Origin of the sequence: Microbacterium sp. IO18 (assembly GCF_049099505.1) — a bacterium.
GTDB classification, from domain to species: Bacteria; Actinomycetota; Actinomycetes; order Actinomycetales; family Microbacteriaceae; genus Microbacterium; species Microbacterium aurugineum.
The window spans coordinates 89,939-112,480 of the sequence record NZ_JBMJAF010000003.1; the positions used below are offsets into that span (position 1 = coordinate 89,939).

Genomic DNA, 22,542 nt, shown 5'->3' on the forward strand with positions numbered 1-22,542 from the left:
GCGATGCCGTCTTTCAGGAAGGGCGTTCTAGACTCGGGAGATACATCCTCGGGGGTTCCTTCATGCAGCTTCTCTCGTCGCGCCGTTGGCGTGCCGCTGCGGCCAGTGCGGCCGCGCTCGCTCTCGTCCTCACCGGATGCTCATCCGAGGATTCCTTCAGCTACACGCCACCGGCTCAGGTCGACGGTGCTCTGCCCGACGACACGGTCGCTTCGATGCAGGCCGCGGTCGACAATGCACTCGTCGCTTCCGGGGCCACCGCGGCGATCGTGGGGGTCTGGGTGCCCTGGAGCGGCAGCTGGGTCACCGCCGTCGGCACGCAGGACCGTGACGGCGGTGGAGAGGTCTCCACCGACATGTCCTTCCGCATCGCCGACGTGACGCGTCTGATGGCGTGCGACGTGCTCTACGCCCTCGCCGATGAGGGAACGCTCGAACTCGATGCGAACGTCGCCGACTACGTCTCCGGGGTCGCCGACATGCGGGAACAGGGCGTCACGCTCCTCGACCTGTGCAACGGCACCAGCGGCGCCGGTTCGTCCGAGCCGACCACCAAGACCGCTTTGTTGAACACACCGGACCGCATCTGGGCGCCGCTGGAGCTCGCGGGCTACGGACTGGCGCGCCCTCGTGTCGACCCGGGGACCACCTTCCGCGACTCGGATGCGGGGTATCTCCTGCTCGGGCTCGCCCTCGAGCGCGCCACCGGGATGACCGCGTCCGAGCTGATCGCCGAGTACGTCACCGACCCGCTCGAGCTCACGGCCACGTCGCTCCCCGGCCCCGCTCCGGCTGCTCCCGGTGACGACCCGATGAAGGGGCATTTCCTCCCCGCGGTCGAGGGCGGATTCACCTGCGCCGCCCCCAACGACATCACCACGATCTCGTCGAGCTCGGGATTCACCGATTCCGGCGCCGTCTCGACCATCGATGACCTCGGGCGGTACATCCAGGCCGAAGCCCGCCAGGCGTTGCGTGGAGCCGACGCGAAACCAGAGCGCTTCGGCACGCCATTGCCTGCGAAGGAAGACGGTCCTTCCTGGTACCAGGCCACCGGTGGTGCGTATCTCGTGGGGTCGATGATCGGCCAGCACGGCTGGGTCCCCGGCTATGCCACAGCGGCGTATTCGGACCCGTCGAGTGGGTTCACGGTCGCGGTCGTGCTGAACGATTCGACGGCGGGTTCGAGGTTTGCGCAGCAGCTCTCGTGGGAACTCGCCGCGATCGCCTCGAAGGCGCCGGCTGCGTCCGGGCAGACCGCGCCGGAATTCGCGCTTCCCTTCACGGCGGAGCAGTACCACCAGTCGATCACGCACGGTGCCATCACCTGCGTCGAACCGCCTGCGGAGTGACCACCGCCGCACGGGGGTGACACTGGCGGGAACCATTCGACGGTTGTCCATGCAGCGGCTTGGCGCGGGGACGAATCCCGGCGAACATGGGACGCATGGCCTCTTCCGACACCGTCCTGCTCGTCATCGACGCGCAGGAGTCTTTCCGTGCTCGTGCCGACGACTGGGCGGCGACCGCCAACCCCGCCGTGCTCGACAACATCGCCCTCCTGGTCGCTGACGCCCGCGAGCGTGGCGAGCGGGTGGTGTGGATCACGCATTCCGAGCCCGGCTCCGGCGGTGTGTTCGACCCCGCGCAGGGGTTCGTGCGCGTGATCGACGAGCTCGGTCCCCTCGACTCGGAGGATGCGGTCACCAAGACCACGATCAACGCCTTCCTCTCGACGGATCTCGACCAGCGGTTGCGGAGCGCCGGCGTGCGACGGGTCGTCATCTGCGGCATCCGGACCGAGCAATGCTGCGAGACGACCGCTCGTACGGCCGCTGATCTCGGCTACGAGGTGGACTTCGTGACGGACGCGACGACCACCTCCGCGATCCCGGCCTCGGGGCCGTTGGCCGCGGTCTCGGGCGAGGACATCATGCGCCGCACCGAGAGCATCCTCGCCGCTCGCGGATTCGCGACGATCAGCCGCACGAGCGATCGCACGGGGATTGTGGCCGCTCGCTGAGGAGGGCGTGCGTCGGATCGGTCGCGTGCACCGTGGTCACGCCCATCCGGTACGGTAGTGGCCCTACGTGAACCGACTCGCGCGACGACGATTTCGGAGGGTCTCCATTGCAGCACGATCGCCGCGGACTGCCCGCGCTCGCCGTTCGCTGGGCAGCCCCATGACTCCGGTACCTCGTCGCACGCTCCTCGTCGGATACGGGAAGCTCGGCGAGCGACTCGCCGCACGTCTCCTCGCCGACGACGGCGAGGTCTTCGCCCTGCGGCGGAGCACCGGCTCCCTGCCGGCGGGCGTGATCGGACTCTCCGCCGATCCGTCCCATCCGCTCGATTCGCCCCTTCCGGTCGTCGACGCGATGGTGATCACGCTGCCGCCCAGCGGCGTGAGCTCGGGGTACCGCACCGCGTTGACGAACTTGAGGGCCGCACTGCCCGTGCTGCCGGCGCGCACCGTGTTCGTGTCGTCGACGGGAGTGTTCGAGGGAGCTGCGGCAGATCATCCGTTGACCGAACAGGATGTCCCCGCACCGACGAGTGCGCGATCTCGGGAGCTGTACGACGGTGAGCAGGCGGCCGTCGCGCTGTTCTCCGCCGTGATCGTGCGCCCCGCGGGGATCTACGGGCCGGGTCGGGAGTTCCTCCTGCGGAAGGTGCGCGAGGGCGCTGCCGTCGACCACGCCCGGCGCACGAATCGGATCCATGAGGTCGATCTGGTGCGGACGCTCGACCTGCTGGTGCGGATGGAGGGACCGCCGCCGCTCTTGCACGCGGTGGACGAGCGGCCCGCACCTCTCGCCGAGGTCGTCGCGTTCATCGCCGGGAAGCTGAGCGTGGAGGTGCCGCCGGATGTGGCGTCCGGCGGTCCGAGCGGGGTCGTCTATGACGGGACGCTGCTGCGATCCGTGCTGGGCCACCTCGAGTACCCGACCTTCGAAGCGGGATACGCCGAGATGATCGCCGAGGACTCGATGCCGCGCCCGTAGCCTGGGGGGATGACGAACACACTCGCACGGACGGCTGCCGAGGTCGTCGACTGGCGCCGCCGCGTCTTCGCTCTCTACGCCGCCGTGCGTCTCTCCGATTCGCCGGAGGATGCGCATGAGCTGTGGCGGATCGAACGGGATGAGCTCATGCTGCATCATCCGGCGACGCCGCTGCTCGCCGAGGATCGTTCTGCGTTCGAGGGGTTGCCGATCGCCTCGTACGACCCGGAGTGGCGCTTCGAGTTGCCGGTCCTCCCCGCCGACCCCGGCGGCTTCGACTTCGCGACCGGCACCGACGGCGTCGTGCCTTTCGAGCGCGTGGGTCGCGTCGAGGTCCCGGATGCCGGATCACTCGACGTCTGGCGGCTCATGTCCTACGGCGGTGGGCTGTTCATCCCGGTGCGCGACGCTCTCGCGGGGCGCCCGGGCGGCACCTACGGCGGTGGCCGCTATCTGGTCGACACGATCAAGGGAGCCGACCTCGGATCCGATGCCGAGCGCGGGACGATCGTGCTCGACTTCAACTTCGCCTACAACCCGTCCTGCGCCTATGACCCCGCCTGGGCCTGCCCGCTCGCGCAACCCGGCAACGTGATGGCGGTGCCGATCCCGGTGGGGGAGATGTACGGGGTCGACAGCGTCTGATCTCTCGCTTCGGACGTCGCTCAGGCCGGTCGCGCGGTCGACTCGCGCACGACGAGCTCCGGCTGGAACACCACGCGCTCGGGATCGGACTTCCCGCCTGCCTCGCGCAGCATCAGGTCGACGGCCGTGTAGCCGATCAGCTCGGCGGGCTGGCGGATCGATGAGAGCGGGACGACGGCCGCCGCGGCGAAGTCGATGTCGTCGTATCCGATCAGGGCGATCTCGTCGGGGACCCGGATGCTGCTCCGCATCATGAGCGCCTGCAGCACGCCCATCGCGAGCAGGTCATTCGCGGCGAAGACGGCATCGGGACGGTCCTCCGGCGCACGGGCACTGAGGGCGTCGCCCGCGGCACGACCGGCGAGCACGCTCAGGGAATCGGTCAGGATGACTTCGAGCGAGACTCCGGCCTCGTTGGCCGCTCGGCTGGCTCCCTCGAGACGGTCGACCACCTGGCGGATGCCCATCGGCCCGCCGACGAAGGCGATGCGTCGTCGCCCCTGGGCCGCGAGGTGCTGCACGGCGAGGTAGCCGCCGCCGACATCGTCGACGGAGACCGACGAGAAGCTCTCGTCGGCGACTTCGCGGTCGACGAGCACCACGGTCGTGCCTCGGTCACGCAGGCGGCGCAGACGCGGGAGGTCGTCGGCGAGGGGGGAGATGAGGAGACCGGCGATGCGCTGCTCCTCGAACAGGTCGATATAGGCGCGCTCGCGCTCGGCCTTCTCATCGCTGTTGCCGAGCATGACCGTCATCCTGGCCTCGGCCGCGCGTTCCTCCGCGCCCCGGGCGATGTCGGTGAAGAAGGGGTTGCGCACATCGAGCACGACGAGGCCGATCGAGCGGCTGTGGCCTGCTCTGAGCTGCCGGGCCGCATCGTTGCGCACGAAGCCGAGTTTCTCGATGGCGGCCGTGACGCGTTCCACCGTGGCGGGGGAGACCTTGTCCGGATGGTTCAGCACATTCGAGACGGTCCCGACGGAGACGGATGCGGCGAGAGCGACATCTCGAACACTGACGACCACGGCGTCTTCCTTCCCGCGGGACCGCGAAACCTGTCCCTGAAACGTACCATCGACCATCCCATGACTTGACAGCAGGTCACCGAGGGTCGTAACTTACAGATGCGCCATCCTTTAAAACGATTCAATCCGCAGGGATGATCCTGCAGTTTAGGTCCGATCAATGACGATTCCCTCTGGGGCTCCCGGCTCTCCGCCGGCGCTCGAACTCCGCGACATCCGAAAGTCCTTCGGTGCGGTGGTCGCTCTCCGTTCCGGGACTCTCTCCGTCGTCGGCGGATCCATCCACGCGTTGGTCGGCGAGAACGGTGCCGGCAAGTCGACCCTCGTGAAGATCGTCGCAGGGCTCTACCAGCGCGACGACGGGATCTTCCGTTTCCATGGCGAAGACGTGGACTTCACATCGACCGCGCAGTCCAAGAGCGCGGGCGTCGCCGTGATCTACCAGGAGCCGACGCTCTTCCCCGACCTGTCCGTCACCGAGAACATCTTCATGGGTCGTCAGCCCACGGGACGCTTCGGGCGCATCGACCGCAGGGCCATGCGGCACGAGGTCGAGCGCCTCTTCACTCGACTCGGCGTGACGATCGATCCCGATCGTCACGCAGAAGGTCTGTCGATCGCCGACCAGCAGGTCATCGAGATCGCCAAGGCCGTCTCCCTCGACGCGAGTCTGCTCGTCATGGATGAGCCCACGGCCGCGCTGTCCGGTGTCGAGGTCGAGCGCCTCTTCACGATCGCGCGCAGTCTTCGCGACGAGGGCCGCGCGCTCATCTTCATCTCGCACCGCTTCGACGAGGTGTTCGCGCTCTGCGACACCGTCACGGTCATGCGCGACGGTGCCTACATCGCCACCAGCGCGATCGCCGACACCTCGGTCGAGGAGATCGTGCACCAGATGGTCGGCCGCGAGGTGACCGAGTTGTTTCCCAAGCAGGAGACCACCGTCGGCGCCCCGCTGCTCGAGGTCGAGAACCTCACCAGCCCCGGTGTCTTCCACGACATCTCCTTCACCGTGCGCGCAGGGGAGATCGTGGGCCTGGCCGGTCTGGTCGGCGCGGGGCGCAGCGAGGTGGCTCGTGCCGTCTTCGGGGTCGACCCCTACCGCGAGGGCGCCGTCACGATGCAGGGCGTGCCCATCCCGCGTGGTCGTCCCACCGACGCCATGCGCGCCGGCCTCGCGCTCGTGCCGGAAGACCGCCGCAAGCAAGGTCTCGTGATCGAATCGGGCGTCGGCGGCAACATCACCCTCTCGATCCGCCGCCAGCTCGCGAAGCTGGGGTTCCTCACCACCGGAATGGAGAACCGTGCCGCCCGGGAGTGGGCGACCAGGCTTGAGGTCAAAGCGCACGCCCTCGACACCGTCGCCGCCACACTCTCCGGCGGCAATCAGCAGAAGGTCGTCCTCGCGAAGTGGCTCGCCACGCAGCCGAAGGTCCTCATCATCGACGAACCCACCCGTGGGATCGACGTCGGCACCAAATCCGAGGTGCACCGGCTGCTCTCCGAGCTCGCAGGGCAGGGCATGGGAATCCTCATGATCTCGTCCGAGCTTCCGGAGGTACTGGGAATGGCCGACCGCGTCCTCGTCATGCGCGAGGGGCGCATCACCGCAGAGATCGCCCGCTCGGAGGCCACTTCCGAGAACGTCATGTACGCCGCGACGCACGCATCGGAGCTCTCCTCGTGACCACCGCAATCCCCGTCTCCTCGATGACGAAGAGGCTCTCCGCGCTCGGCCGGGCGCGGGAGTTCGGAATCCTCCTCGCCCTCGCGCTCGTGATCGTGGCGGCCACGACGAATAACTCGAACTTCCTGTTCAGCCCTGACGGGTGGCGCGACCTGCTGCTCACGCCGTCGATCCTCGTGCTCGTCGCGGTCGGGCAGGCGATCGTCCTCATCACGCGCAACGTCGACCTCTCGGTCGGCTCGGTCATGGGACTCACCGCCTACCTCACCGGTCGCCTGTTCATCGACGTCCCCGGCATTCCGATCGTGATCGTCGTGGTGGCCGCGGTCGTGTTCGGCGCCCTCCTCGGACTCATCAACGGCGCCCTGGTCGCCTTCGCCAAGGTGCCGGCGATGGTGATCACCCTCGGTACGCTCTACGCCTACCGCGGCATCAACGTGCTGTGGACCGGAAGTGACCGGGTGAACGCCTCGGACATGCCGAAGGACTTCCTGGCGCTCGGCACCGGGCAGCTCGTCGGCATCCCGATCCTCACGATCGTGGCCCTCATCGTCCTGGCCGCGGCCGCCTGGTACATGAAGAACACACGCGGTGGCCGCGAGTACTACGCGATCGGCTCGGATCCGGCAGCAGCGGAGTTGTACGGCCTCCGCGTCACGCGCCGCGTGCTGACCGCCTTCGTCGTGTCCGGTGCTCTCGCGGGTCTCGCCGGAGTGTTCTACGCCGCCCGCTACGGCACCATCAACTCGCAGGCCGGAGCCGGGTGGGAGCTCGATGCGGTCGGGGCGGCCGTGATCGGTGGCGTCGCGATCACGGGCGGCATCGGCTCGGTGTGGGGCGCGGCGATCGGTGCGGTGCTCCTGCTCACGATCAACCGGGCTCTCCCCATCCTCGGCATCCCCGACTTCTGGCAGCGCGCCGTCGTCGGCCTCCTGATCATCGGCGCGATCGTGCTCGACCGCGTCCTCGCCGTCCGGCAGAAACGACGGCTCATCGAAGCGAGGGACCAGTCATGACCGCCGCGACCACGACGACCACGACCACCCGGATCATCCGAGACTTCGACAAGCCGCTCTGGCGTCGTGTCCTCCTCACCAGGGAGATGGCGATCGTCGCCCTGCTCCTCTTCGTCGTCATCGTCTCCGCGAGCACGGTCCGCGGCTTCGGTCAGCCGATCACGCTCACCTACCTGCTCCTCGACATCGCCCCGATCCTGTTGATCGCCCTTCCGATGACGCTCGTGATGATCACCGGCGAGATCGACCTGTCGGTGGGCAGCATGGTCGGCCTCTCCAGCGTCGTCACCGGCGCGTTGGTCCAGGGTGGGATCCCCTTCGAAGTCGCGGCCCTCGCTGCGCTGCTCGTGGGTCTGGTCGGCGGAGCCTTCAACGGGTTCCTCGTGACCGTGGTCGGGCTGCCGTCGCTCGCCGTCACGATCGGAACGCTCGCGCTGTTCCGCGGCCTCGCGGTCGGCATCCTCGGCACGGCGGCGGTCACCGAGTTCCCGGAATTCTGGACCGACCTCGCCAAGGCGAAGATCGCGGGCACGACGGTTCCGGTGGTCATGATCCCGTTCCTGATCCTGCTGGTGGCGTTCATCCTGTTGCTGCACTACACGCCTTTCGGACGTGGCGTGTACGCGATCGGCCTGGCGAAGGATGCCGCTCGATTCTCCGGCGTGCACGTGGAGCGGACGAAGTTCATCCTCTTCGCGCTCTCCGGACTGGTCGCCGCGTTCGCCGGGGTGTTCTACACGCTCCGCTACGGCAGCGCCCGCGGTGACAACGCCACCGGTCTGGAGCTGCAGGTGATCGCCGCGGTCGTCCTCGGCGGTGTGTCGGTGTTCGGCGGGCGGGGCAAGATCTACGGGGTCGTCGCCGCCGCGCTCCTCATCGGCTCGCTGGCCAGTGCGCTGCGTCTGATGAACGTGACCTCCGATGTGATCAACATCATCACCGGCGCCCTGCTGATCGTCTCGGTCGTGGCCGCGAGCTTCCTCGCCTGGCTGCAGAAGGCCCGGCGCAGACCAGGGCGTTCGACCACCGGCGCCACCTCCACAGCTTCATGACGCCGACGCCGCACTCGCGGCACCTCACGAAAGGAACAGAACAATGATGTTTGCACGCAAGCGTGTGACCGCGGTCGCCGCCCTCGCGGTGGCCGCAGCGGTCGCCCTCTCCGGATGCGCGAGCACCGGCGGTGACGACGGCGGCGACAGCGGCGGCGACGGCAACCTCGCCATCACCTTCCTGCCCAAGAACCTCGGAAACCCCTACTTCGATACATCGAGCAAGGGTGGCAAGGCGGCCGTCGAGGAGTTCGGCGGCACCTTCGCCGAGGTCGGACCGGCCGAGGCCACCCCCGACGCACAGGTCAGCTACATCAACACGGCCACCCAGCAGGGCGTCGGAGCGCTCGTCGTCTCGGCGAACGACCCGAAGGCGATCTGCGACGCGCTGAACGAGGCACGCGACGCCGGCGTGAAGGTCGTCACCTTCGACTCCGACACCAACCCGGAATGCCGCGATGTCTTCATCAACCAGGCGGACTCCGAGGGCATCGCGAAGGTCCAGGTCGACCAGATCGCCGAGCAGATCGGCGGTGCCGGAGAGATCGCGATCCTCTCCGCCTCGGCGAACGCGACGAACCAGAACGCCTGGATCGACCTGATGGAGGACTATCTCGCCAGCGACTACCCCGACATCACCCTCGTCGAGACCGTCTATGGTGACGACGACGACCAGACGTCGTTCGACAAGACCGCGGCGCTGCTGCAGACGCACCCCGATTTGAAGGGGATCATCTCGCCCACGACGGTCGGCATCGCCGCGGCGGCCCGCTACCTGTCCACCTCGGACTACAAGGGCAAGGTCTCGCTGACCGGTCTCGGCACCCCGAACCAGATGCGCGAGTACGTCGAGGACGGCACTGTCACGTCGTTCGCGCTGTGGAACCCGGAAGACCTCGGCTATCTTGCGGCCTTCGCGGCCCAGGCGCTCATCGAGGGCGACATCACGGGTGAGAAGGGTGACACCTTCACCGCAGGCGACCTCGGCGAGTACACGGTCGGAGACGACGGCGTCGTGCTGCTCGGCGACCCGTTCGTGTTCGACGCCGACAACATCGGTGAGTTCGACTTCTGATGATCATCGAACGCCCGGTCGGCAGGGTGTCGACCGGGCGTTCACAGAAAGGCAGGGATGATGCGCGTGTGCGTGAAGCTCCAGGTGCGACCCGAGCTTCTGGAGGAGTATCGCGAGCGTCATGCGCCCGTGTGGCCGGAAATGCTCGCCGAGATCGCGGCGGCCGGACGCCGCAACTACTCGCTCTTCCTCGCGCCCGACGGTGAACTCATCGGGTACTACGAGACCGACGACGACGACGCGGCTCAGGCGTATCTCGCCGCGTCGCCCATCGCCGCCCGGTGGGAGGCCGAGATGGCCCGATTCTTCGTCGGTCTCGACGGCAGGCCGGACCAGGCCGCTCCCACACTTCCCGAGGTGTTCCACCTCGAGGACCAGCTCCCCACCTCCGGTCTCCACAACGAAAGCAGTGCATCGTGAGCATCCTCTCCCCTGAAACCCTCGCCGTCCTCGAGAAGCAGGGCATCGAGCTCCCCAGCTGGGCGTTCGGCAACTCCGGTACCCGGTTCAAGGTCTTCGGCACCCCCGGCACCCCGCGTGACCCCTGGGAGAAGATCGCCGATGCCGCGCAGGTCAACCAGTACACGGCACTCGCCCCCGCTGTCGCGCTGCACATCCCGTGGGACGTGGTCGACTCGTACTCCGACCTGCGCACGTATGCCGAGGACCTGGGTGTGGCGCTCGGCACCGTCAACTCGAACACCTTCCAGGACGACGACTACAAGTTCGGTGCCCTCACGCACGAGGACGCCGCGATCCGTCGGAAGGCGATCGACCACCACCTGGCCTGCATCGACGTGATGGACGCGACCGGGAGCCGCGACCTCAAGATCTGGCTCGCCGAGGGGTCGAACTACCCCGGCCAGGCCGACCTGCGCGGGCGCCAGGACCGACTGCAGGACTCACTGCAGAAGATCTACGACCGTCTCGGAGACGACCAGCGGCTCGTGCTGGAGTACAAGTTCTTCGAGCCCGCGTTCTACCACACCGATGTTCCGGACTGGGGCACGTCGTACGCCCAGGTGAGCGCCCTCGGCGACAAGGCGATGGTGTGCCTCGACACCGGGCATCACGCCCCCGGCACGAACATCGAGTTCATCGTGATGCAGCTGCTGCGTCTCGGCAAGCTCGGGTCGTTCGACTTCAACTCGCGCTTCTACGCCGACGACGACCTGATCGTGGGCGCGGCCGACCCGTTCCAGCTCTTCCGCATCCTCTTCGAGGTCGTGCGCGGCGGCGGTCTGAACAACCCGGACGTGGCGTTCATGCTCGACCAGTGCCACAACGTCGAGGACAAGATCCCCGGTCAGATCCGCTCGGTGCTCAATGTGCAGGAGATGACCGCACGCGCGCTGCTCGTCGACGGGGAGGCGTTGACCGCCGCGCAGAAGTCGGGCGACGTGCTGGCCGCGAACGCCGTGTTCATGGATGCGTTCTACACCGACGTGCGCCCTGCCCTGGCCGAGTGGCGGGAGTCCCGCGGGCTCGCCGCCGACCCGATGGCCGCCTACCTCGCCTCGGGGTACCCGCAGAAGATCGCGGCCGACCGTGTGGGCGGCGTCCAGGCCGGCTGGGGCGCCTGAGCTCCGGCCTTCGACCCTTCGATCTTCGACCCTTCTCCCAAGGAACGACTCACATGACGAATCCGACCGCCTCCGACCTCCTCGCGCGGAGCAACCGCCTCGGCGCCGATCCGAAGAACACGAACTATGCCGGCGGGAACACCTCCGCGAAGGGCAGCGGGATCGATCCCGTGACCGGGCAGCCCGTCGAACTGCTGTGGGTGAAGGGCTCGGGCGGTGACCTGGGCACGCTCACCGAGAACGGCCTCGCGGTGCTGCGCCTGGACCGGATGCGTGCGCTCGTCGACGTGTACCCGGGCATCGAGCGTGAAGACGAGATGGTGGCGGCGTTCGACTACTGCCTGCACGGCAAGGGCGGAGCTGCGCCCTCGATCGACACCGCCATGCACGGCCTCGTCGACGCCGCGCACGTGGACCATCTGCACCCCGACTCCGGCATCGCGATCGCGACGGCCGCCGACGGTGAAGCGCTGACCCGGACGATCTTCGGGGAGAAGGTCGTCTGGGTGCCCTGGCGTCGCCCCGGCTTCCAGCTCGGCCTCGACATCGCCGAGATCAAGGCGGCGAACCCGCAGGCGATCGGATGCATCCTCGGCGGGCACGGCATCACGGCGTGGGGCGACACCTCCGACGAGGCCGAGGCGAACTCGCTGTGGATCATCGACACCGCCGCCTCGTACATCGCGGAGAACGGCGAGGCCGATCCGTTCGGCGGTGTCCGCTCCGGTTTCGAGCCTCTGCCCGAGGGAGAGCGTCGTGAACGCGCCGCCGCGCTCGCCGGGACGATCCGTGGGATCGCCTCGACGGACCGTCCGATGGTGGGCCACTTCACCGATGCCCCGGAGGTGCTCGAGTTCCTCGCCTCCGAGAAGGCGCCGTCCCTCGCCGCGCTGGGCACGAGCTGCCCCGATCACTTCCTGCGCACCAAGGTCAAGCCGCTCCTCCTCGACCTGCCGATCACGGCGTCCGTCGAGGAGGAGATCGCCCGTCTGCACGAGCTTCACGCGGAGTACCGCGCCGACTACCAGGCGTATTACGACGCGCACGCGACGGCTGATTCTCCGGCGATCCGCGGTGCCGATCCGCTCATCGTGCTCGTCCCCGGTGTGGGCATGTTCTCGTACGGCGCGAACAAGCAGACCGCTCGTGTCGCCGGTGAGTTCTACGTGAACGCGATCAACGTGATGCGCGGTGCCGAGGCGCTGTCGACCTACTCTCCGATCTCGGATGCTGAGAAGTTCCGTATCGAGTACTGGGCGCTGGAAGAGGCCAAGCTGCAGCGGATGCCGAAGCCGAAGTCGCATCAGGGCCGCATCGCCTTCGTCACCGGCGCCGCCTCCGGGATCGGCAAGGCCATCGCCACCCGCCTCGCGGCCGAAGGTGCGTGTGTCGTCATCGCCGACCTCGACCTCGCCAAGGCCCAGGCTGCGGCGGCCGAGCTCGGGAGCACCGATGTCGCGATCGGCGTCGCTGCGAACGTCGCCGACGCCGATGCGATCCAGACTGCGCTGAACGATGCGGTGCTCGCGTTCGGCGGCGTCGACCTCATCGTCAACAACGCCGGACTGTCGCTCTCGAAGCCTCTGCTGGAGACGACCGAGAAGGACTGGGATCTGCAGCACGATGTCATGGCGAAGGGGTCTTTCCTTGTGTCGAAGGCCGCCGCGCGCGTGCTCATCGATCAGAAGCTCGGTGGCGACATCGTCTACATCTCGTCGAAGAACTCGGTCTTCGCCGGCCCGAACAACATCGCCTACTCCGCCACGAAGGCCGACCAAGCCCATCAGGTCCGCCTGCTCGCGGTCGAGCTCGGCGAATACGGGATCCGTGTGAACGGGATCAACCCCGACGGCGTCGTGCGTGGCTCGGGCATCTTCGCCTCCGGGTGGGGCGCGAACCGCGCCGCGACCTACGGCGTCGCCGAAGAGGACCTCGGGCAGTTCTACGCGAACCGCACGATCCTCAAGCGCGAGGTCGTCCCCGAGAACGTCGCGGACGCGGTCTACGTGCTCACCGGCCCGGAGCTCAGTCGCACCACGGGGCTGCACATCCCCGTCGACTCCGGCGTCGCCGCGGCGTTCCTGCGATGAGCGTGCGCGCCGTCGCGGCCGTCGATCTCGGTGCGACCAGCGGCCGGGTCATGATCGGGCGCGTCGGCGACGGCAGGCTCGACCTCGAGCTCGTCTCGCGGTTCCCCCACGGACCCGTCGAGCGCGCCGACGGGCTGCACTGGGATTTCGGCGCCCTTTACGAGAACGTGCTCGAGGGGTTGGCGGAGGCCGTGCGACGCGAGCCGGCGATCGAGAGCATCGGCATCGACTCGTGGGCCGTGGACTACGGTCTGATCGCGGGCGGGGAGCTTCTCGCTGAGCCCTTCCACTACCGCGATGAGCGCACCGCGGGCGGCGTCGGCGAGGTGCACGGGAGTATCCCGTTCCCCGAGCTCTACACACGCAACGGACTGCAGTTCCTGCCCTTCAACACGCTCTACCAGTACCGGATCGACGAGAGGGTCGCGGATGCCGACACGGCGCTCCTCATCCCCGACCTGATCGCGTTCCTGCTCACAGGTGTTCGCGCCGCCGAGCGTACGAACGCCTCGACGACCGGGCTGCTCGGAGTGGGTGACGGCGAGTGGGACGTCGACCTCGCAACGCGCATCGGCATCCCGACCCGCGTCCTGCCTCCGCTTCTCGACCCCGGCGCGCTGATCGGATCGCTCCGCCCCGAACTCGCCGAGCGGATCGGCAGGACCCTCCCCGTGGTCGCGGTCGGCTCACACGACACCGCCTCTGCCGTGGTCGCGGTCCCGCTGAGCTCGCCGTCCGCCGCTTACATCTCGTGCGGCACGTGGGGCCTCGTCGGTCTGGAGCTGGCCGAGCCCGTGTTGACGGAGGCCGCGCGCGAGGCGAATTTCACTCACGAGCGCGGCGTCGACGGGCGATACCGCTTCCTGCACAACGTCACCGGCCTGTGGCTGCTGAGTGAGAGCGTGCGCGCCTGGGAGGCGGAGGACGGTGCCTCGGTAGACCTGTCAGAGCTGCTCGCGGGGGCGTCCGCGGTCTCGCACCAGGTGCCGCTCTTCGATGCGAACGACCCGTCCCTCAGCGCGCCCGGTGACATGCCGTCTCGCATCGCCGCGCTGATCCGGGAGGCGGGGGCGGCTGTCCCCGCGAGTCGTGCAGTGTTCGCGCGCAGCATCGTGGAGAGCATCGCCGCGGCGTTCGCCGAGACGGTTCGGACGGCGTCCACACTGTCGGGGCGAGAGGTCGACGTGATCCATCTCGTGGGGGGCGGATCACTCAACGCGCTCCTGTGCCAGGCGACGGCCGACCGCGCCGGCCTTCCCGTGCTGGCCGGCCCCGTCGAGGCGACCGCCCTCGGGAATGTTCTCGTGCAGTGGCGGGCTCTGGAGGGCGTGGACATCGAGCTGGAAGAGCTGCGCGCGCTGGTCGCCGCGACCCATCCGGTCCGCCGGTTCGACCCGGTCACGCCAGATCCGGGCCGGATGCACATTCGTTAGACGCGGGGCCCGGCTGGTCGGTCGTCGGTTCGTCTCGGAGCAGGGCCGCGACCTTCGAGGCGGTCTCCTTCGCCGATCCGGGGTTCTGTCCCGTGACGAGGTGGCCGTCGACGACGGCATGGGAGACGAACGGCAGGAGACCCTTCTCGTAGTGGGCGCCGCGCTTCTTCATCTCTTCCTCCGCGTTGTACGGGACAAGTTTGTCCACGCGGGCGAGAACCTCCTCCTGCCAGGCGAAGCCGGTGACCTTCCGGTCAGCGACGAGGAGAGAGCCGTCGGAGAGTCGCGTGTTGAGCAACCCGCAATAGCCGTGGCAGACCGAGGACACGACTCCTCCGCGTTCCCAGATCTCTCGGGTGATCCGCTGCAGTCCTTCACTCTCGGGGAAGTCGTACATCACGGCATGACCGCCGGTGAAGTAGATCGCGTCGTAGTCCGCGGCGTCGATCTGGTCCGGGCGCAGGGTGTTCTCCAAGAGCGCCATGCGTGCGGGGTCGTCGCGCCAGGCTCTGGCGGTCTTGTCGTAGCTGGGGAACCTCAGCGAACGAGGTTCCAGCGGTGAGGCACCGCCCTGCGGACTGACGATCCGTTGCTCGAAGCCGCGCTTCTCGAACACCTCCCACGCATGGGTGAGTTCCGACAGCCACAGGCCGGTCGCGTGCGAGGGGTCGTCGTAGTGGCCGACGTTGGTGACGACGTGAAGAATGCGTCTGGTCATGAGATCTCTCCCGTGGTGGTGTCGACCAACTGCAGAGATGCGGGTCGGAGGGGGACAGTGAGGATCGCGCCGACGACGGTGTGTACGCGTGCGGACACCGCGTCGGCGGGTTCCGGGCGGAGCTTTCCGTCGAGGTGCAGGAATGCCAACCCGTGAGCCAGGCTCCACAGGGCCGTCGACAGACTCGGGACGTCCGCCCCGGGGAACAACCGCTCGACAGCCTCGTTCAGGACGGTGTGCAGTTCCGCGGACGCCGTCACCCGTTCGGCGTTCGCGTCGTCGCATTCGTTCCCGAACATCAGTCGGAAGACCGCGGGACGACGCATCGCGAAGGCCACGTAGGCGATGCCGAGCTCTGCGATGACATCGGCCGCGGACGACGACGCCGGGGCGCTGTCGAGTGCGGCGGCGAGGTCTGCCCGCAAGTCGCGGAACCCTTCGACGGCGACGGCGGAGTCCAGCGCCTCGCGATCGGCGAAGTGCCGATACGGGGCGGCCGGCGACACACCTGCTCGACGCGCGACGGCGCGCAGAGAGAACGGCTCGCCTGATTCGAGCACCTGGATCGCCGCGTCGATGAGAGCAGCGCGAAGATCACCGTGGTGGTAGGTCTTCTCCGATGTTGACACTGTTCACCATCCTTCCGTACGATGATGTAAACAGTGTAAACATACCGCACGGATCCAGCGATCGGAAGTCGAGAAGAAAGAATGCAGACCATACTGGGCGCGAACGGCCAGATCGCCGTCGAGCTCGCGCGAGAGCTGACCCGAAACCACGCGTCCCCGCTCAGGCTCGTCAGCCGCAACCCGCGCAGAGTCAACGACACCGACGACCTCATGAGCGCCGACCTGCTCGATGCGGCTCAGACGCGGGCCGCGGTTCAGGGGAGCGACGTGGTGTACTTCACGGCCGGTCTACCCGCGGACACGGCACTGTGGGAGCGGCAGTTCCCGACGATGCTCAAGAACGCCCTCGACGCGACCCGTGCGGCCGGCGCCAGGTTCGCGTACTTCGACAACACCTACATGTATCCGCAGGATGACCGGGTGCAGACCGAGAGCACGCCCTTCGAGCCCGTCGGACCGAAGGGTCGGGTCCGGGCGGCGATGGCGTCGATGGTGCTCGACGAGATGGCGCGTGGTGACATCCCCGTCCTGATCGCCCGCGCCCCGGAGTTCTACGGGCCGGGGAGAACGCAGAGCTTCACGAACGCTCTCATCGTCGACCGGATCAGGATCGGCAAGCGCCCGTTCGTCCCTGTGCGAGATGACGTCCAGCGCACCCTGATCTGGACGCCCGACGCGAGCCGTGCTCTCGCGGCACTCGGCACCACCGAGGATGCGTTCCAGCAGACGTGGCATCTGCCCACCGATCCCGACCGTCCCACCTACCGACAGTTCGTCTCCCTGGTGAGCGACGCGTTCGACCGGCCGCGCCCACCCGCCTACACCGTTCTTCCGACGTGGATGCTGGGGGCGGCCGGGCTCGTGTCCCCGCAGGCGCGGGAGATCAGAGAACTGCTCCCGCGGTACGAGCACGACAACAGATTCGACTCCACGAAGTTCGCTCGGCGGTTCCCCGAATTCGAGGTCACCAGCTACCGTCGCGGCGTGGATCTTCTCCGTGGCGCATCGCTTGAGGAGCAGCCCGGCGGATCCTAAAATAAGGGTGAATTCCGGCGGGCTGAAGGGCGCCCGTCGACCCATCGGGCAGGGTTCCGATCCCTGGTCGCAGGGTCGTGCGTTCCTCTCGGTCACCGCCTTTGGCTGATTGATTGGAGTGTTGCGATGTTTACGATGCCCGATCCCCGATTCGAGCTCCGCAAGATCACCGAGACCGAGTGGTTGATCCTCGACCATCGCTACGAGTCGAATGATTCCCGGCGCACCGTCGCGTGCGTGTACCAGTTGGATGCGGTCGAGGTGGACGTGCTGTGGCTGCGAGACCTTCCGCTCGCCACCTCGTACATGTCGGCGGCCGACGTGCTGGAAGACGTCCAGCGCTTCCACGCCCCTGCGCGCGACCGCAGGCCGGTGGCGATCCCGCACCGGCCGCCGCTCGCCACCGCCTGAGCACGGCCTGGCGAGGCGGATTGTCGCGCCTCGCCAGGTCGCGTGTCAACGGGGAGTCGGCGACGGGGTTCGAGAGCAAGACTGGCGTCACCGCTGATGCGATTGGAGACTGCGATGTCAGACCCGCAGATGTACCCGGACGAGGAGCGCGAAGTCGAGGCCGAAGGCATCGACCCGGACATCCCCTCGACCGACGACGATCGAGTCGTTCCCGAGGATGAGGAAGATCAGGAGCGCGACGAGGACGACGACATCGATCTCGCTGACCTGCCGTAGCGGTCGAGGGTTCGACGTCCGGAGTCGCTCTGGAAGTCACAAGTGGAGGGGCTGACGGGAATCGAACCCGCGCTGTCTGCTTGGGAAGCAGAAGTTCTACCATTGAACTACAGCCCCGTACCCGCATCCGAGGAGCAGGTGAAGGCCAGCCTACCTGCACGCCGCCCGATGGCCAAAGCAACGCGGCACGGTCGCGGCCTGGCAACTAGGCTGGTGCCGTGCTTCTCAGCGATCGCGACATCAGAGCAGAACTCGCATCCGGCCGCGTCGGCCTCGAGCCGCGCGAAGAGGGGATGATCCAGCCGTCGAGCATCGACGTGCGCCTGGACCGCTACTTCCGGCTGTTCGACAACCACAAGTACCCGTTCATCGACCCGTCGGTCGATCAGCCGGAGCTCACGCGTCTGATCGAGGTCGATCCCGAGGAGCCGTTCATCCTGCACCCCGGCGAGTTCGCACTCGGCGCGACGTTCGAGCAGGTCACCCTCCCGGATGACATCGCCGCCCGTCTCGAGGGCAAGTCCTCGCTCGGGCGCCTCGGGCTCATCACGCACTCGACGGCCGGGTTCATCGACCCGGGGTTCACCGGTCACGTGACGCTGGAGCTCGCGAACGTCGCGACCCTGCCGATCAAGCTGTGGCCGGGGATGAAGATCGGGCAGCTCTGCTTCTTCCGACTGACCTCACCGGCCGAAAGCCCCTACGGGTCCGGCCCCTACGGCAACCGCTACCAGGGGCAGCGCGGACCGACGGCCTCCCGGTCGTTCCAGAACTTCCATCGAACGGACGTCGGCGTGACCGACGTCGGAGCAGTCGGAGGCTGAGATGAGCGACATCAGCGGCACCACCCCGGAAGAACCGATCGAGCCTGAGGAGGGCGGGGTTCCCGAGGAGCCGCTGATTCCGCCCGCGGATGCGGTGATCCCGCCGCCCCCGCCCGAGATCCCGATCCCGGACGGTCTGCTGGCCCCGCCCTCGTCCGCAGCGATCCCACCGGCGGACGCGGTGATCCCGCCGCCTCCGCCCGAGACGCGCCGTCGCTCCGACCGCCCGCGCCCGACTCCCGCGATCCTCGATGGTGAGCCTCCCGCCGCCGTCGCCGACGACTGGGCGCAGCCGTCGGTCGCGCCGGAGGTTCCGACCTCCGGCGGCTACGGTGGCCTCACGGTGGCGATCTTCGTCTTCCTGTTCGTGCTCCTGATCGCCGCGATCGGCCTCGTGGTGTTCCTGCTCAACACCGCGAGCTTCCCCTGGGTGAGCAGCGACAGTGCGGTGTCGCTCGCCGTCGCCCTGCGGCTCTGAGGGCGCTCAGACCCGCGTCTTCCGCGGTCGCCGGCGCAGCGCGGCCGAAGCGACGGCGACGAGCGTGCCGACGGTCACACCGATGATCGTCTCGATCGCGCGATCCTGCAGGAGCACGTCGACGGGCGTCGGCGCGGCGAGGTGCACCATGAGCAGCGCGAGCGGGGTGATGAACACCATCGCGATGCCGTAGTTGCGTCCGACGAAGAGTTCGGCGGCGGCCTGCAGCAGCACCACGAGGGCGATGACCGCGAGCGGCGGCAGGTCGAAGACGAGGATCCCGGCTGCGACGAGCACGCCGAGCAACGTCCCGAGCAGACGTTGGATACCACGGATCACGCGGGCGTTGAGTTGCGGCCCGCTGACGGCGGCGACCGCGCCGACGGCCGCCCAGTACCAGTGCGAGTCCATGATCAGCAGCCCGGCGAAGCCTGCCCCGATGATGGCGACGCCGACCGACAGGGCCATCTCTCGGGCGATCGGGCCCACGGGCTGCAGGGTCTTCGGCGGCACGTCGTCCGTGCGGCGCGTGAAGACGCCGATGAGCGCGGTGATCGCGAGTCCGAACAGGACGCTCGGTCCGCCGACCAACAGCACATCGCCGAACGAGGCGATGGTGGCCGGGATGGTCGCGCACGCCCCGACCGCGAACACCGGGAACAGCGGCCCCGGCGGGTGCCACCGCATCGTGTACGCGAGCAGGGTGACGGCGGAGGCGATGACGGCGACGACGAGGATGCTGACCGGGGCGGGGGCGGCGAGAGCCGACAGGGCGGTGCCGACGAGCATCGAGGCGAGGATGATGCCCCCGGCGCTCGCCTGCATCCGGATGCGATCGCGGAACACGTCATGGCGCCCGTACAGCGCGGCGAAGGCGCCGAAGCTCGCGTAGATGCTCAGGTCGAGGCGGCCCAGCATCCACAGCACGAGCAACGGCGCCGCCACGCTGATCGCCGCGCGGAGCGCCACTCGGTGATCACCGCGGTGCGGTTCGACGCGGAGGACGCCGGTCCATACTCTTCCCCGGGATTCCGCCACCGATCCAGCCTACGTCCGATGCCGAACCGCTCCGACTCCGGCTCCGGGTGTCCCGAAGGGCTCAGCCCGCCGTGGCGCCCCGCAGGAGCAGGAGGCGTGCCTTGTCGAGGACGCGGTTCAGGACCGCGGCCGCGGCGTCGGTCTCGTGCGGGTCGAGGTCCGCCCACAGGGGCCCCGTCAGGTCTGCGATCTCCCGGCCGATCTCGGCGACCCGCGCCTCGCCTGTCGGGGTGAGCGCGGAGCCGGCGAGGAGTCCACGGTGGCGCAGGTCCGTGAGGATCGGTCCGACCTCCGTGGCGGGGAGACGATCGGCCAGGAAGGCGTCGAGCTCCCCGGCGCCGTCGAACTGTGCGGTGAGCCTCAGCGAGACCCACTCGCGTTCGCTGAGGTCGTGAGGGGTGAGGACGGTCTGCAGGAGCGCGCTCAGCGCCTTCTCCGTCTGGCCGATGAGCTGGGGTCCGAAGGGGATCATGGCGTTTCCATTTCGTTGGTGTTGGTGTTGGTGTTGGTGTTGGTGTCTTCGCCGATGCCCCAGCTCGCCCCTCTGGCGACGAACGCGCCGAGAAGGGTGACTCCGGCGAAGACCAGCATCAGGAGTCGGGCGGCGTCGACGACGTCGGGCATCGCGAGGTTGACGAGCACTCCGGCCATCGCCGCACTGAACGCGCTCGCGATGATGAAGACCGTGTTCACGGCTGCGGCCGCCTTGGCACCTTCCTCCTCGCCGGACGTGCTGCCGAGCGCGGCGACGGTCAGATGGGGGAATCCCAGGCCGATGCCGGCACCGGCGAGGAAGAGAGTGGCGAACCAGAGCGCGATGACGAGCGCGGACGGGCCCTCGTGCTGGAGGAGTCCGTAGCCGGTGAGGCCGGCGGCGACCGTCACCGGGCCGATGGTGATGAGCAGGCGACGGGAGCGGACGCCGGTGGCGTTGGCCGTGAACACCTGCGTGACCGACCACCCGAGCGAGAGCGCGGCACCGAGCAGGCCGGCGACGAAGGGCATCAGCCCGCCGATCTCCTGCCCGAACAGCGGGATGAACGCCTCGGTGCCGATCGCGAAGGCCAGGACGGCGACGGTGATGTACACCCATCCGAGTGAGGACCCCGCGGCGAACGTGACACGCGGCAGGATGCCGTTGCCCCCACGCCGCTCGTGACGCAGGAACCAGGCACCGAGGACGACACCGACGACGATGGCGACTCCCGTGCCGAAGCCGGCGGGGACGATGCTCGCGACACCCACGGCGGCGACGCCACCGGTGAGGAGCACGAGGGATGTCCACGGGACGGACTCGCTCGATCGCATCCGAGTGGTCTGCGGCAGGGCGCGCACGACGACGATGCCGATCAGTGCCGAGACGACGGCCAATCCGATGAACGTCACGCGCCAGGCGTCCAGCTGCGCGAAGACGCCTCCCACCACCGGGCCGACGATGTTGCCGACGCCCCACATGGCCGACACGAGGGCGGCGGCCCGTGCCCAGAGGCGCTCGGGGAGGGTGCGCTGGATGAGTGCATAGCCGAGTCCGGCGAGCAGACCGCCGCCGAGACCCTGCACGGCCCGACCGCCGAGCAGTGCCCACATCCACGGACTCGCGGCGCAGAGCAGCGAGCCGAGTCCGAACAGGCCGAGTGCCCACAGGTAGGCCTGCACCGCACCCCGTTGCGTGAGGATTCGGCTGACCATCATCGAGCTGACCACGGAAGCCAGCAGGAAGGTCGTCATCGTCCAGGCGTAGAACTCCGCGCCGCCGATGTCCCCGACGATCGTGGGGAGCAGGCTCGTCGTGAGGTAGACGTTGCTCGCCTCGAGGAGCACGCCTCCCGCGAGCACGGAGGCGATCGGCGCGTAGCGGCTGCCGAGCAGTTCGCGCCAGCTTCCGGCGGGGTGCGTGCGGTGCGGTGTCTGAGTCATCGGCTGCCCTTCGTGGCGTCGGAGCGGGCGCTGGTCTCGCCCGTCGGCGCCGGTTCTCGGCGGCCGATCGTCACGCTAATACCTCGAGTAAACTCGAGGTCAAGAGGAGGCGGCGATGTCTTTGGAACCCGACGATCTGCTCGCCATCGGCGAGGTCGTCCGGCGCACCGGCGTCCCGGCGACTTCCCTGCACTTCTACGAGCAGCTGGGGCTGATCTCGTCGACCCGGACCGCAGGGAATCAACGCCGATACCGGCGGCACATGCTGCGGCGGATCTCGTTGATCGTGGTCGCGAAACGTCTCGGCATCCCCCTCACCGATGTGCACGAGGTCTTCCAGAGCCTGCCTGCCGACGAGTCGCCCTCTCAGCGGGACTGGCAGCGGGTCGCAAGGCTGTGGCGTGAGCAGCTCGACATCCGTCGCACCCAGCTCGAGCACCTCCGTCGCGAGATCACCGGCTGCATCGGCTGCGGGTGCCTGTCGCTCAAGGCCTGCCGGTTGCTGAACCCCGAGGATGCGCTCGCCGACGACGGTCCGGGCCCGCGCCGGATCTGAACCTCGTCAGAGCCCGGACGTCAGAGGCCCTACGTCAGAGCCCGGACGT

General features: G+C 68.3%; 24 protein-coding genes and 1 tRNA gene. 18 read left to right on the top strand and 7 right to left on the bottom strand.

The features are described 5' to 3' along the window. The first annotated feature begins 62 nt into the window (after positions 1-62). The 4 genes from ACLF6J_RS16850 (at position 63) to ACLF6J_RS16865 (ending at position 3,650) form a co-directional block, all read left to right on the top strand. On the top strand, positions 63-1,352 hold the full coding sequence (locus tag ACLF6J_RS16850) for a serine hydrolase domain-containing protein (protein WP_134352479.1): 1,290 nt from the start codon (positions 63-65) through the stop codon (positions 1,350-1,352). Positions 1,353-1,447: 95 nt separating this feature from the next. Further along, positions 1,448-2,023 (top strand): isochorismatase family protein, encoded by a 576-nt coding sequence (locus tag ACLF6J_RS16855; RefSeq protein ID WP_134352478.1) that lies wholly within the window; start codon positions 1,448-1,450, stop codon positions 2,021-2,023. 160 nt (positions 2,024-2,183) lie between these two features. Next, entirely contained in the window at positions 2,184-3,005 is an 822-nt protein-coding gene (locus ACLF6J_RS16860; protein ID WP_134352477.1) for a sugar nucleotide-binding protein, read from the top strand. Between the two features lie 9 nt (positions 3,006-3,014). Next, entirely contained in the window at positions 3,015-3,650 is a 636-nt protein-coding gene (locus ACLF6J_RS16865; RefSeq protein WP_134352476.1) for a DUF1684 domain-containing protein, read from the top strand. 20 nt (positions 3,651-3,670) lie between these two features. Here ACLF6J_RS16865 and ACLF6J_RS16870 read toward each other — a convergent pair whose 3' ends face one another. Continuing rightward, positions 3,671-4,675, bottom strand: coding sequence for a LacI family DNA-binding transcriptional regulator (locus tag ACLF6J_RS16870; protein ID WP_047524222.1), 1,005 nt, complete (start codon positions 4,673-4,675; stop codon positions 3,671-3,673). A 160-nt stretch (positions 4,676-4,835) separates the two neighbouring features. On the opposite strand from ACLF6J_RS16870, the gene ACLF6J_RS16875 reads away from it, so the two are divergent. From ACLF6J_RS16875 to ACLF6J_RS16910, 8 genes are read left to right on the top strand one after another with little or no spacing between them, the layout of a single operon-like run. Then, positions 4,836-6,362 carry a sugar ABC transporter ATP-binding protein gene (locus tag ACLF6J_RS16875; protein ID WP_421076926.1) on the top strand — a complete coding sequence of 509 codons (1,527 nt, stop codon included), beginning with the start codon at positions 4,836-4,838 and terminating at the stop codon, positions 6,360-6,362. A 23-nt stretch (positions 6,363-6,385) separates the two neighbouring features. Continuing rightward, complete coding sequence (locus ACLF6J_RS16880; protein WP_047524259.1) at positions 6,386-7,378, top strand: ABC transporter permease; 993 nt, start codon at positions 6,386-6,388, stop codon at positions 7,376-7,378. Next, on the top strand, positions 7,375-8,430 hold the full coding sequence (locus ACLF6J_RS16885) for an ABC transporter permease (protein ID WP_134352474.1): 1,056 nt from the start codon (positions 7,375-7,377) through the stop codon (positions 8,428-8,430). Before ACLF6J_RS16880 ends, ACLF6J_RS16885 begins: the two co-directional genes overlap by 4 nt. Before the next feature lie 43 nt (positions 8,431-8,473). Continuing rightward, the gene (gene rhaS, locus ACLF6J_RS16890; protein WP_047524225.1) at positions 8,474-9,505 is read left to right on the top strand and encodes a rhamnose ABC transporter substrate-binding protein; all 1,032 of its coding nucleotides are present in this window, start codon (positions 8,474-8,476) and stop codon (positions 9,503-9,505) included. Between the two features lie 57 nt (positions 9,506-9,562). Further along, the gene (locus ACLF6J_RS16895; protein ID WP_134352473.1) at positions 9,563-9,925 is read left to right on the top strand and encodes an L-rhamnose mutarotase; all 363 of its coding nucleotides are present in this window, start codon (positions 9,563-9,565) and stop codon (positions 9,923-9,925) included. Further along, positions 9,922-11,088 carry an L-rhamnose isomerase gene (gene rhaI / locus ACLF6J_RS16900; protein WP_134352472.1) on the top strand — a complete coding sequence of 389 codons (1,167 nt, stop codon included), beginning with the start codon at positions 9,922-9,924 and terminating at the stop codon, positions 11,086-11,088. Before ACLF6J_RS16895 ends, rhaI begins: the two co-directional genes overlap by 4 nt. A gap of 53 nt (positions 11,089-11,141) precedes the next feature. Beyond that, the gene (locus tag ACLF6J_RS16905; protein WP_134352471.1) at positions 11,142-13,178 is read left to right on the top strand and encodes a bifunctional aldolase/short-chain dehydrogenase; all 2,037 of its coding nucleotides are present in this window, start codon (positions 11,142-11,144) and stop codon (positions 13,176-13,178) included. Then, on the top strand, positions 13,175-14,611 hold the full coding sequence (locus tag ACLF6J_RS16910; protein WP_134352470.1) for a rhamnulokinase: 1,437 nt from the start codon (positions 13,175-13,177) through the stop codon (positions 14,609-14,611). Before ACLF6J_RS16905 ends, ACLF6J_RS16910 begins: the two co-directional genes overlap by 4 nt. Here the strand turns inward: ACLF6J_RS16910 and ACLF6J_RS16915 are convergent. Both ACLF6J_RS16915 and ACLF6J_RS16920 read right to left on the bottom strand, forming a co-directional pair. Next, positions 14,577-15,329, bottom strand: a complete 753-nt coding sequence (locus tag ACLF6J_RS16915) for a type 1 glutamine amidotransferase domain-containing protein (protein WP_134352469.1) — start codon at positions 15,327-15,329, stop codon at positions 14,577-14,579. The two genes, ACLF6J_RS16910 and ACLF6J_RS16915, sit on opposite strands and share 35 nt — an antisense overlap. Then, positions 15,326-15,958, bottom strand: a complete 633-nt coding sequence (locus tag ACLF6J_RS16920) for a TetR/AcrR family transcriptional regulator (RefSeq protein WP_134352468.1) — start codon at positions 15,956-15,958, stop codon at positions 15,326-15,328. Before ACLF6J_RS16920 ends, ACLF6J_RS16915 begins: the two co-directional genes overlap by 4 nt. Positions 15,959-16,039: 81 nt before the next feature. On the opposite strand from ACLF6J_RS16920, the gene ACLF6J_RS16925 reads away from it, so the two are divergent. From ACLF6J_RS16925 to ACLF6J_RS16935, 3 genes are all read left to right on the top strand, one after another. Further along, on the top strand, positions 16,040-16,993 hold the full coding sequence (locus ACLF6J_RS16925) for an NAD-dependent epimerase/dehydratase family protein (RefSeq protein ID WP_134352467.1): 954 nt from the start codon (positions 16,040-16,042) through the stop codon (positions 16,991-16,993). 135 nt (positions 16,994-17,128) lie between these two features. Beyond that, complete coding sequence (locus ACLF6J_RS16930; protein ID WP_227991843.1) at positions 17,129-17,404, top strand: hypothetical protein; 276 nt, start codon at positions 17,129-17,131, stop codon at positions 17,402-17,404. Between the two features lie 114 nt (positions 17,405-17,518). Continuing rightward, positions 17,519-17,680: a hypothetical protein gene (locus tag ACLF6J_RS16935; protein ID WP_153243117.1), complete on the top strand. Its 162-nt coding sequence runs from the start codon at positions 17,519-17,521 to the stop codon at positions 17,678-17,680. Positions 17,681-17,723: 43 nt separating this feature from the next. Here the strand turns inward: ACLF6J_RS16935 and ACLF6J_RS16940 are convergent. Further along, positions 17,724-17,797, bottom strand: a tRNA-Gly gene (locus ACLF6J_RS16940). Between the two features lie 101 nt (positions 17,798-17,898). On the opposite strand from ACLF6J_RS16940, the gene dcd reads away from it, so the two are divergent. After that, a complete protein-coding gene (dcd, locus tag ACLF6J_RS16945; protein ID WP_047524231.1) occupies positions 17,899-18,504 on the top strand; it encodes a dCTP deaminase in 606 nt (201 codons plus the stop codon). 1 nt (position 18,505) lies between these two features. Beyond that, entirely contained in the window at positions 18,506-18,982 is a 477-nt protein-coding gene (locus ACLF6J_RS16950) for a hypothetical protein (RefSeq protein ID WP_134352457.1), read from the top strand. 6 nt (positions 18,983-18,988) lie between these two features. On the opposite strand, the gene ACLF6J_RS16955 is transcribed toward ACLF6J_RS16950, so the two are convergent. The 3 genes from ACLF6J_RS16955 to ACLF6J_RS16965 form a co-directional block, all read right to left on the bottom strand. After that, positions 18,989-20,020: an FUSC family protein gene (locus tag ACLF6J_RS16955; protein ID WP_134352456.1), complete on the bottom strand. Its 1,032-nt coding sequence runs from the start codon at positions 20,018-20,020 to the stop codon at positions 18,989-18,991. 61 nt (positions 20,021-20,081) lie between these two features. Continuing rightward, a complete protein-coding gene (locus ACLF6J_RS16960) occupies positions 20,082-20,492 on the bottom strand; it encodes a hypothetical protein (protein WP_134352455.1) in 411 nt (136 codons plus the stop codon). Then, positions 20,489-21,937, bottom strand: coding sequence for an MFS transporter (locus ACLF6J_RS16965; protein ID WP_134352454.1), 1,449 nt, complete (start codon positions 21,935-21,937; stop codon positions 20,489-20,491). Before ACLF6J_RS16965 ends, ACLF6J_RS16960 begins: the two co-directional genes overlap by 4 nt. Before the next feature lie 115 nt (positions 21,938-22,052). On the opposite strand from ACLF6J_RS16965, the gene soxR reads away from it, so the two are divergent. Next, positions 22,053-22,493 carry a redox-sensitive transcriptional activator SoxR gene (soxR, locus tag ACLF6J_RS16970; RefSeq protein WP_047524236.1) on the top strand — a complete coding sequence of 147 codons (441 nt, stop codon included), beginning with the start codon at positions 22,053-22,055 and terminating at the stop codon, positions 22,491-22,493. Positions 22,494-22,542 lie beyond the last annotated feature (49 nt).

Bases quoted from the DNA above. Each gene is read 5' to 3' on its own strand.
- ACLF6J_RS16850 (WP_134352479.1), top strand. From the start codon at position 63: ATGCAGCTTCTCTCGTCGCGCCGTTGGCGTGCCGCTGCGGCCAGTGCG.
- ACLF6J_RS16855 (WP_134352478.1), top strand. From the start codon at position 1,448: ATGGCCTCTTCCGACACCGTCCTGCTCGTCATCGACGCGCAGGAGTCT.
- ACLF6J_RS16860 (WP_134352477.1), top strand. From the start codon at position 2,184: ATGACTCCGGTACCTCGTCGCACGCTCCTCGTCGGATACGGGAAGCTC.
- ACLF6J_RS16865 (WP_134352476.1), top strand. From the start codon at position 3,015: ATGACGAACACACTCGCACGGACGGCTGCCGAGGTCGTCGACTGGCGC.
- ACLF6J_RS16875 (WP_421076926.1), top strand. From the start codon at position 4,836: ATGACGATTCCCTCTGGGGCTCCCGGCTCTCCGCCGGCGCTCGAACTC.
- ACLF6J_RS16880 (WP_047524259.1), top strand. From the start codon at position 6,386: ATGACGAAGAGGCTCTCCGCGCTCGGCCGGGCGCGGGAGTTCGGAATC.
- ACLF6J_RS16885 (WP_134352474.1), top strand. From the start codon at position 7,375: ATGACCGCCGCGACCACGACGACCACGACCACCCGGATCATCCGAGAC.
- rhaS (WP_047524225.1), top strand. From the start codon at position 8,474: ATGATGTTTGCACGCAAGCGTGTGACCGCGGTCGCCGCCCTCGCGGTG.
- ACLF6J_RS16895 (WP_134352473.1), top strand. From the start codon at position 9,563: ATGATGCGCGTGTGCGTGAAGCTCCAGGTGCGACCCGAGCTTCTGGAG.
- ACLF6J_RS16905 (WP_134352471.1), top strand. From the start codon at position 11,142: ATGACGAATCCGACCGCCTCCGACCTCCTCGCGCGGAGCAACCGCCTC.
- ACLF6J_RS16910 (WP_134352470.1), top strand. From the start codon at position 13,175: ATGAGCGTGCGCGCCGTCGCGGCCGTCGATCTCGGTGCGACCAGCGGC.
- ACLF6J_RS16915 (WP_134352469.1), bottom strand. From the start codon at position 15,329: ATGACCAGACGCATTCTTCACGTCGTCACCAACGTCGGCCACTACGAC.
- ACLF6J_RS16925 (WP_134352467.1), top strand. From the start codon at position 16,040: ATGCAGACCATACTGGGCGCGAACGGCCAGATCGCCGTCGAGCTCGCG.
- ACLF6J_RS16930 (WP_227991843.1), top strand. From the start codon at position 17,129: ATGCCCGATCCCCGATTCGAGCTCCGCAAGATCACCGAGACCGAGTGG.
- ACLF6J_RS16935 (WP_153243117.1), top strand. From the start codon at position 17,519: ATGTCAGACCCGCAGATGTACCCGGACGAGGAGCGCGAAGTCGAGGCC.
- ACLF6J_RS16950 (WP_134352457.1), top strand. From the start codon at position 18,506: ATGAGCGACATCAGCGGCACCACCCCGGAAGAACCGATCGAGCCTGAG.
- ACLF6J_RS16960 (WP_134352455.1), bottom strand. From the start codon at position 20,492: ATGATCCCCTTCGGACCCCAGCTCATCGGCCAGACGGAGAAGGCGCTG.
- ACLF6J_RS16965 (WP_134352454.1), bottom strand. From the start codon at position 21,937: ATGACTCAGACACCGCACCGCACGCACCCCGCCGGAAGCTGGCGCGAA.
- soxR (WP_047524236.1), top strand. From the start codon at position 22,053: ATGTCTTTGGAACCCGACGATCTGCTCGCCATCGGCGAGGTCGTCCGG.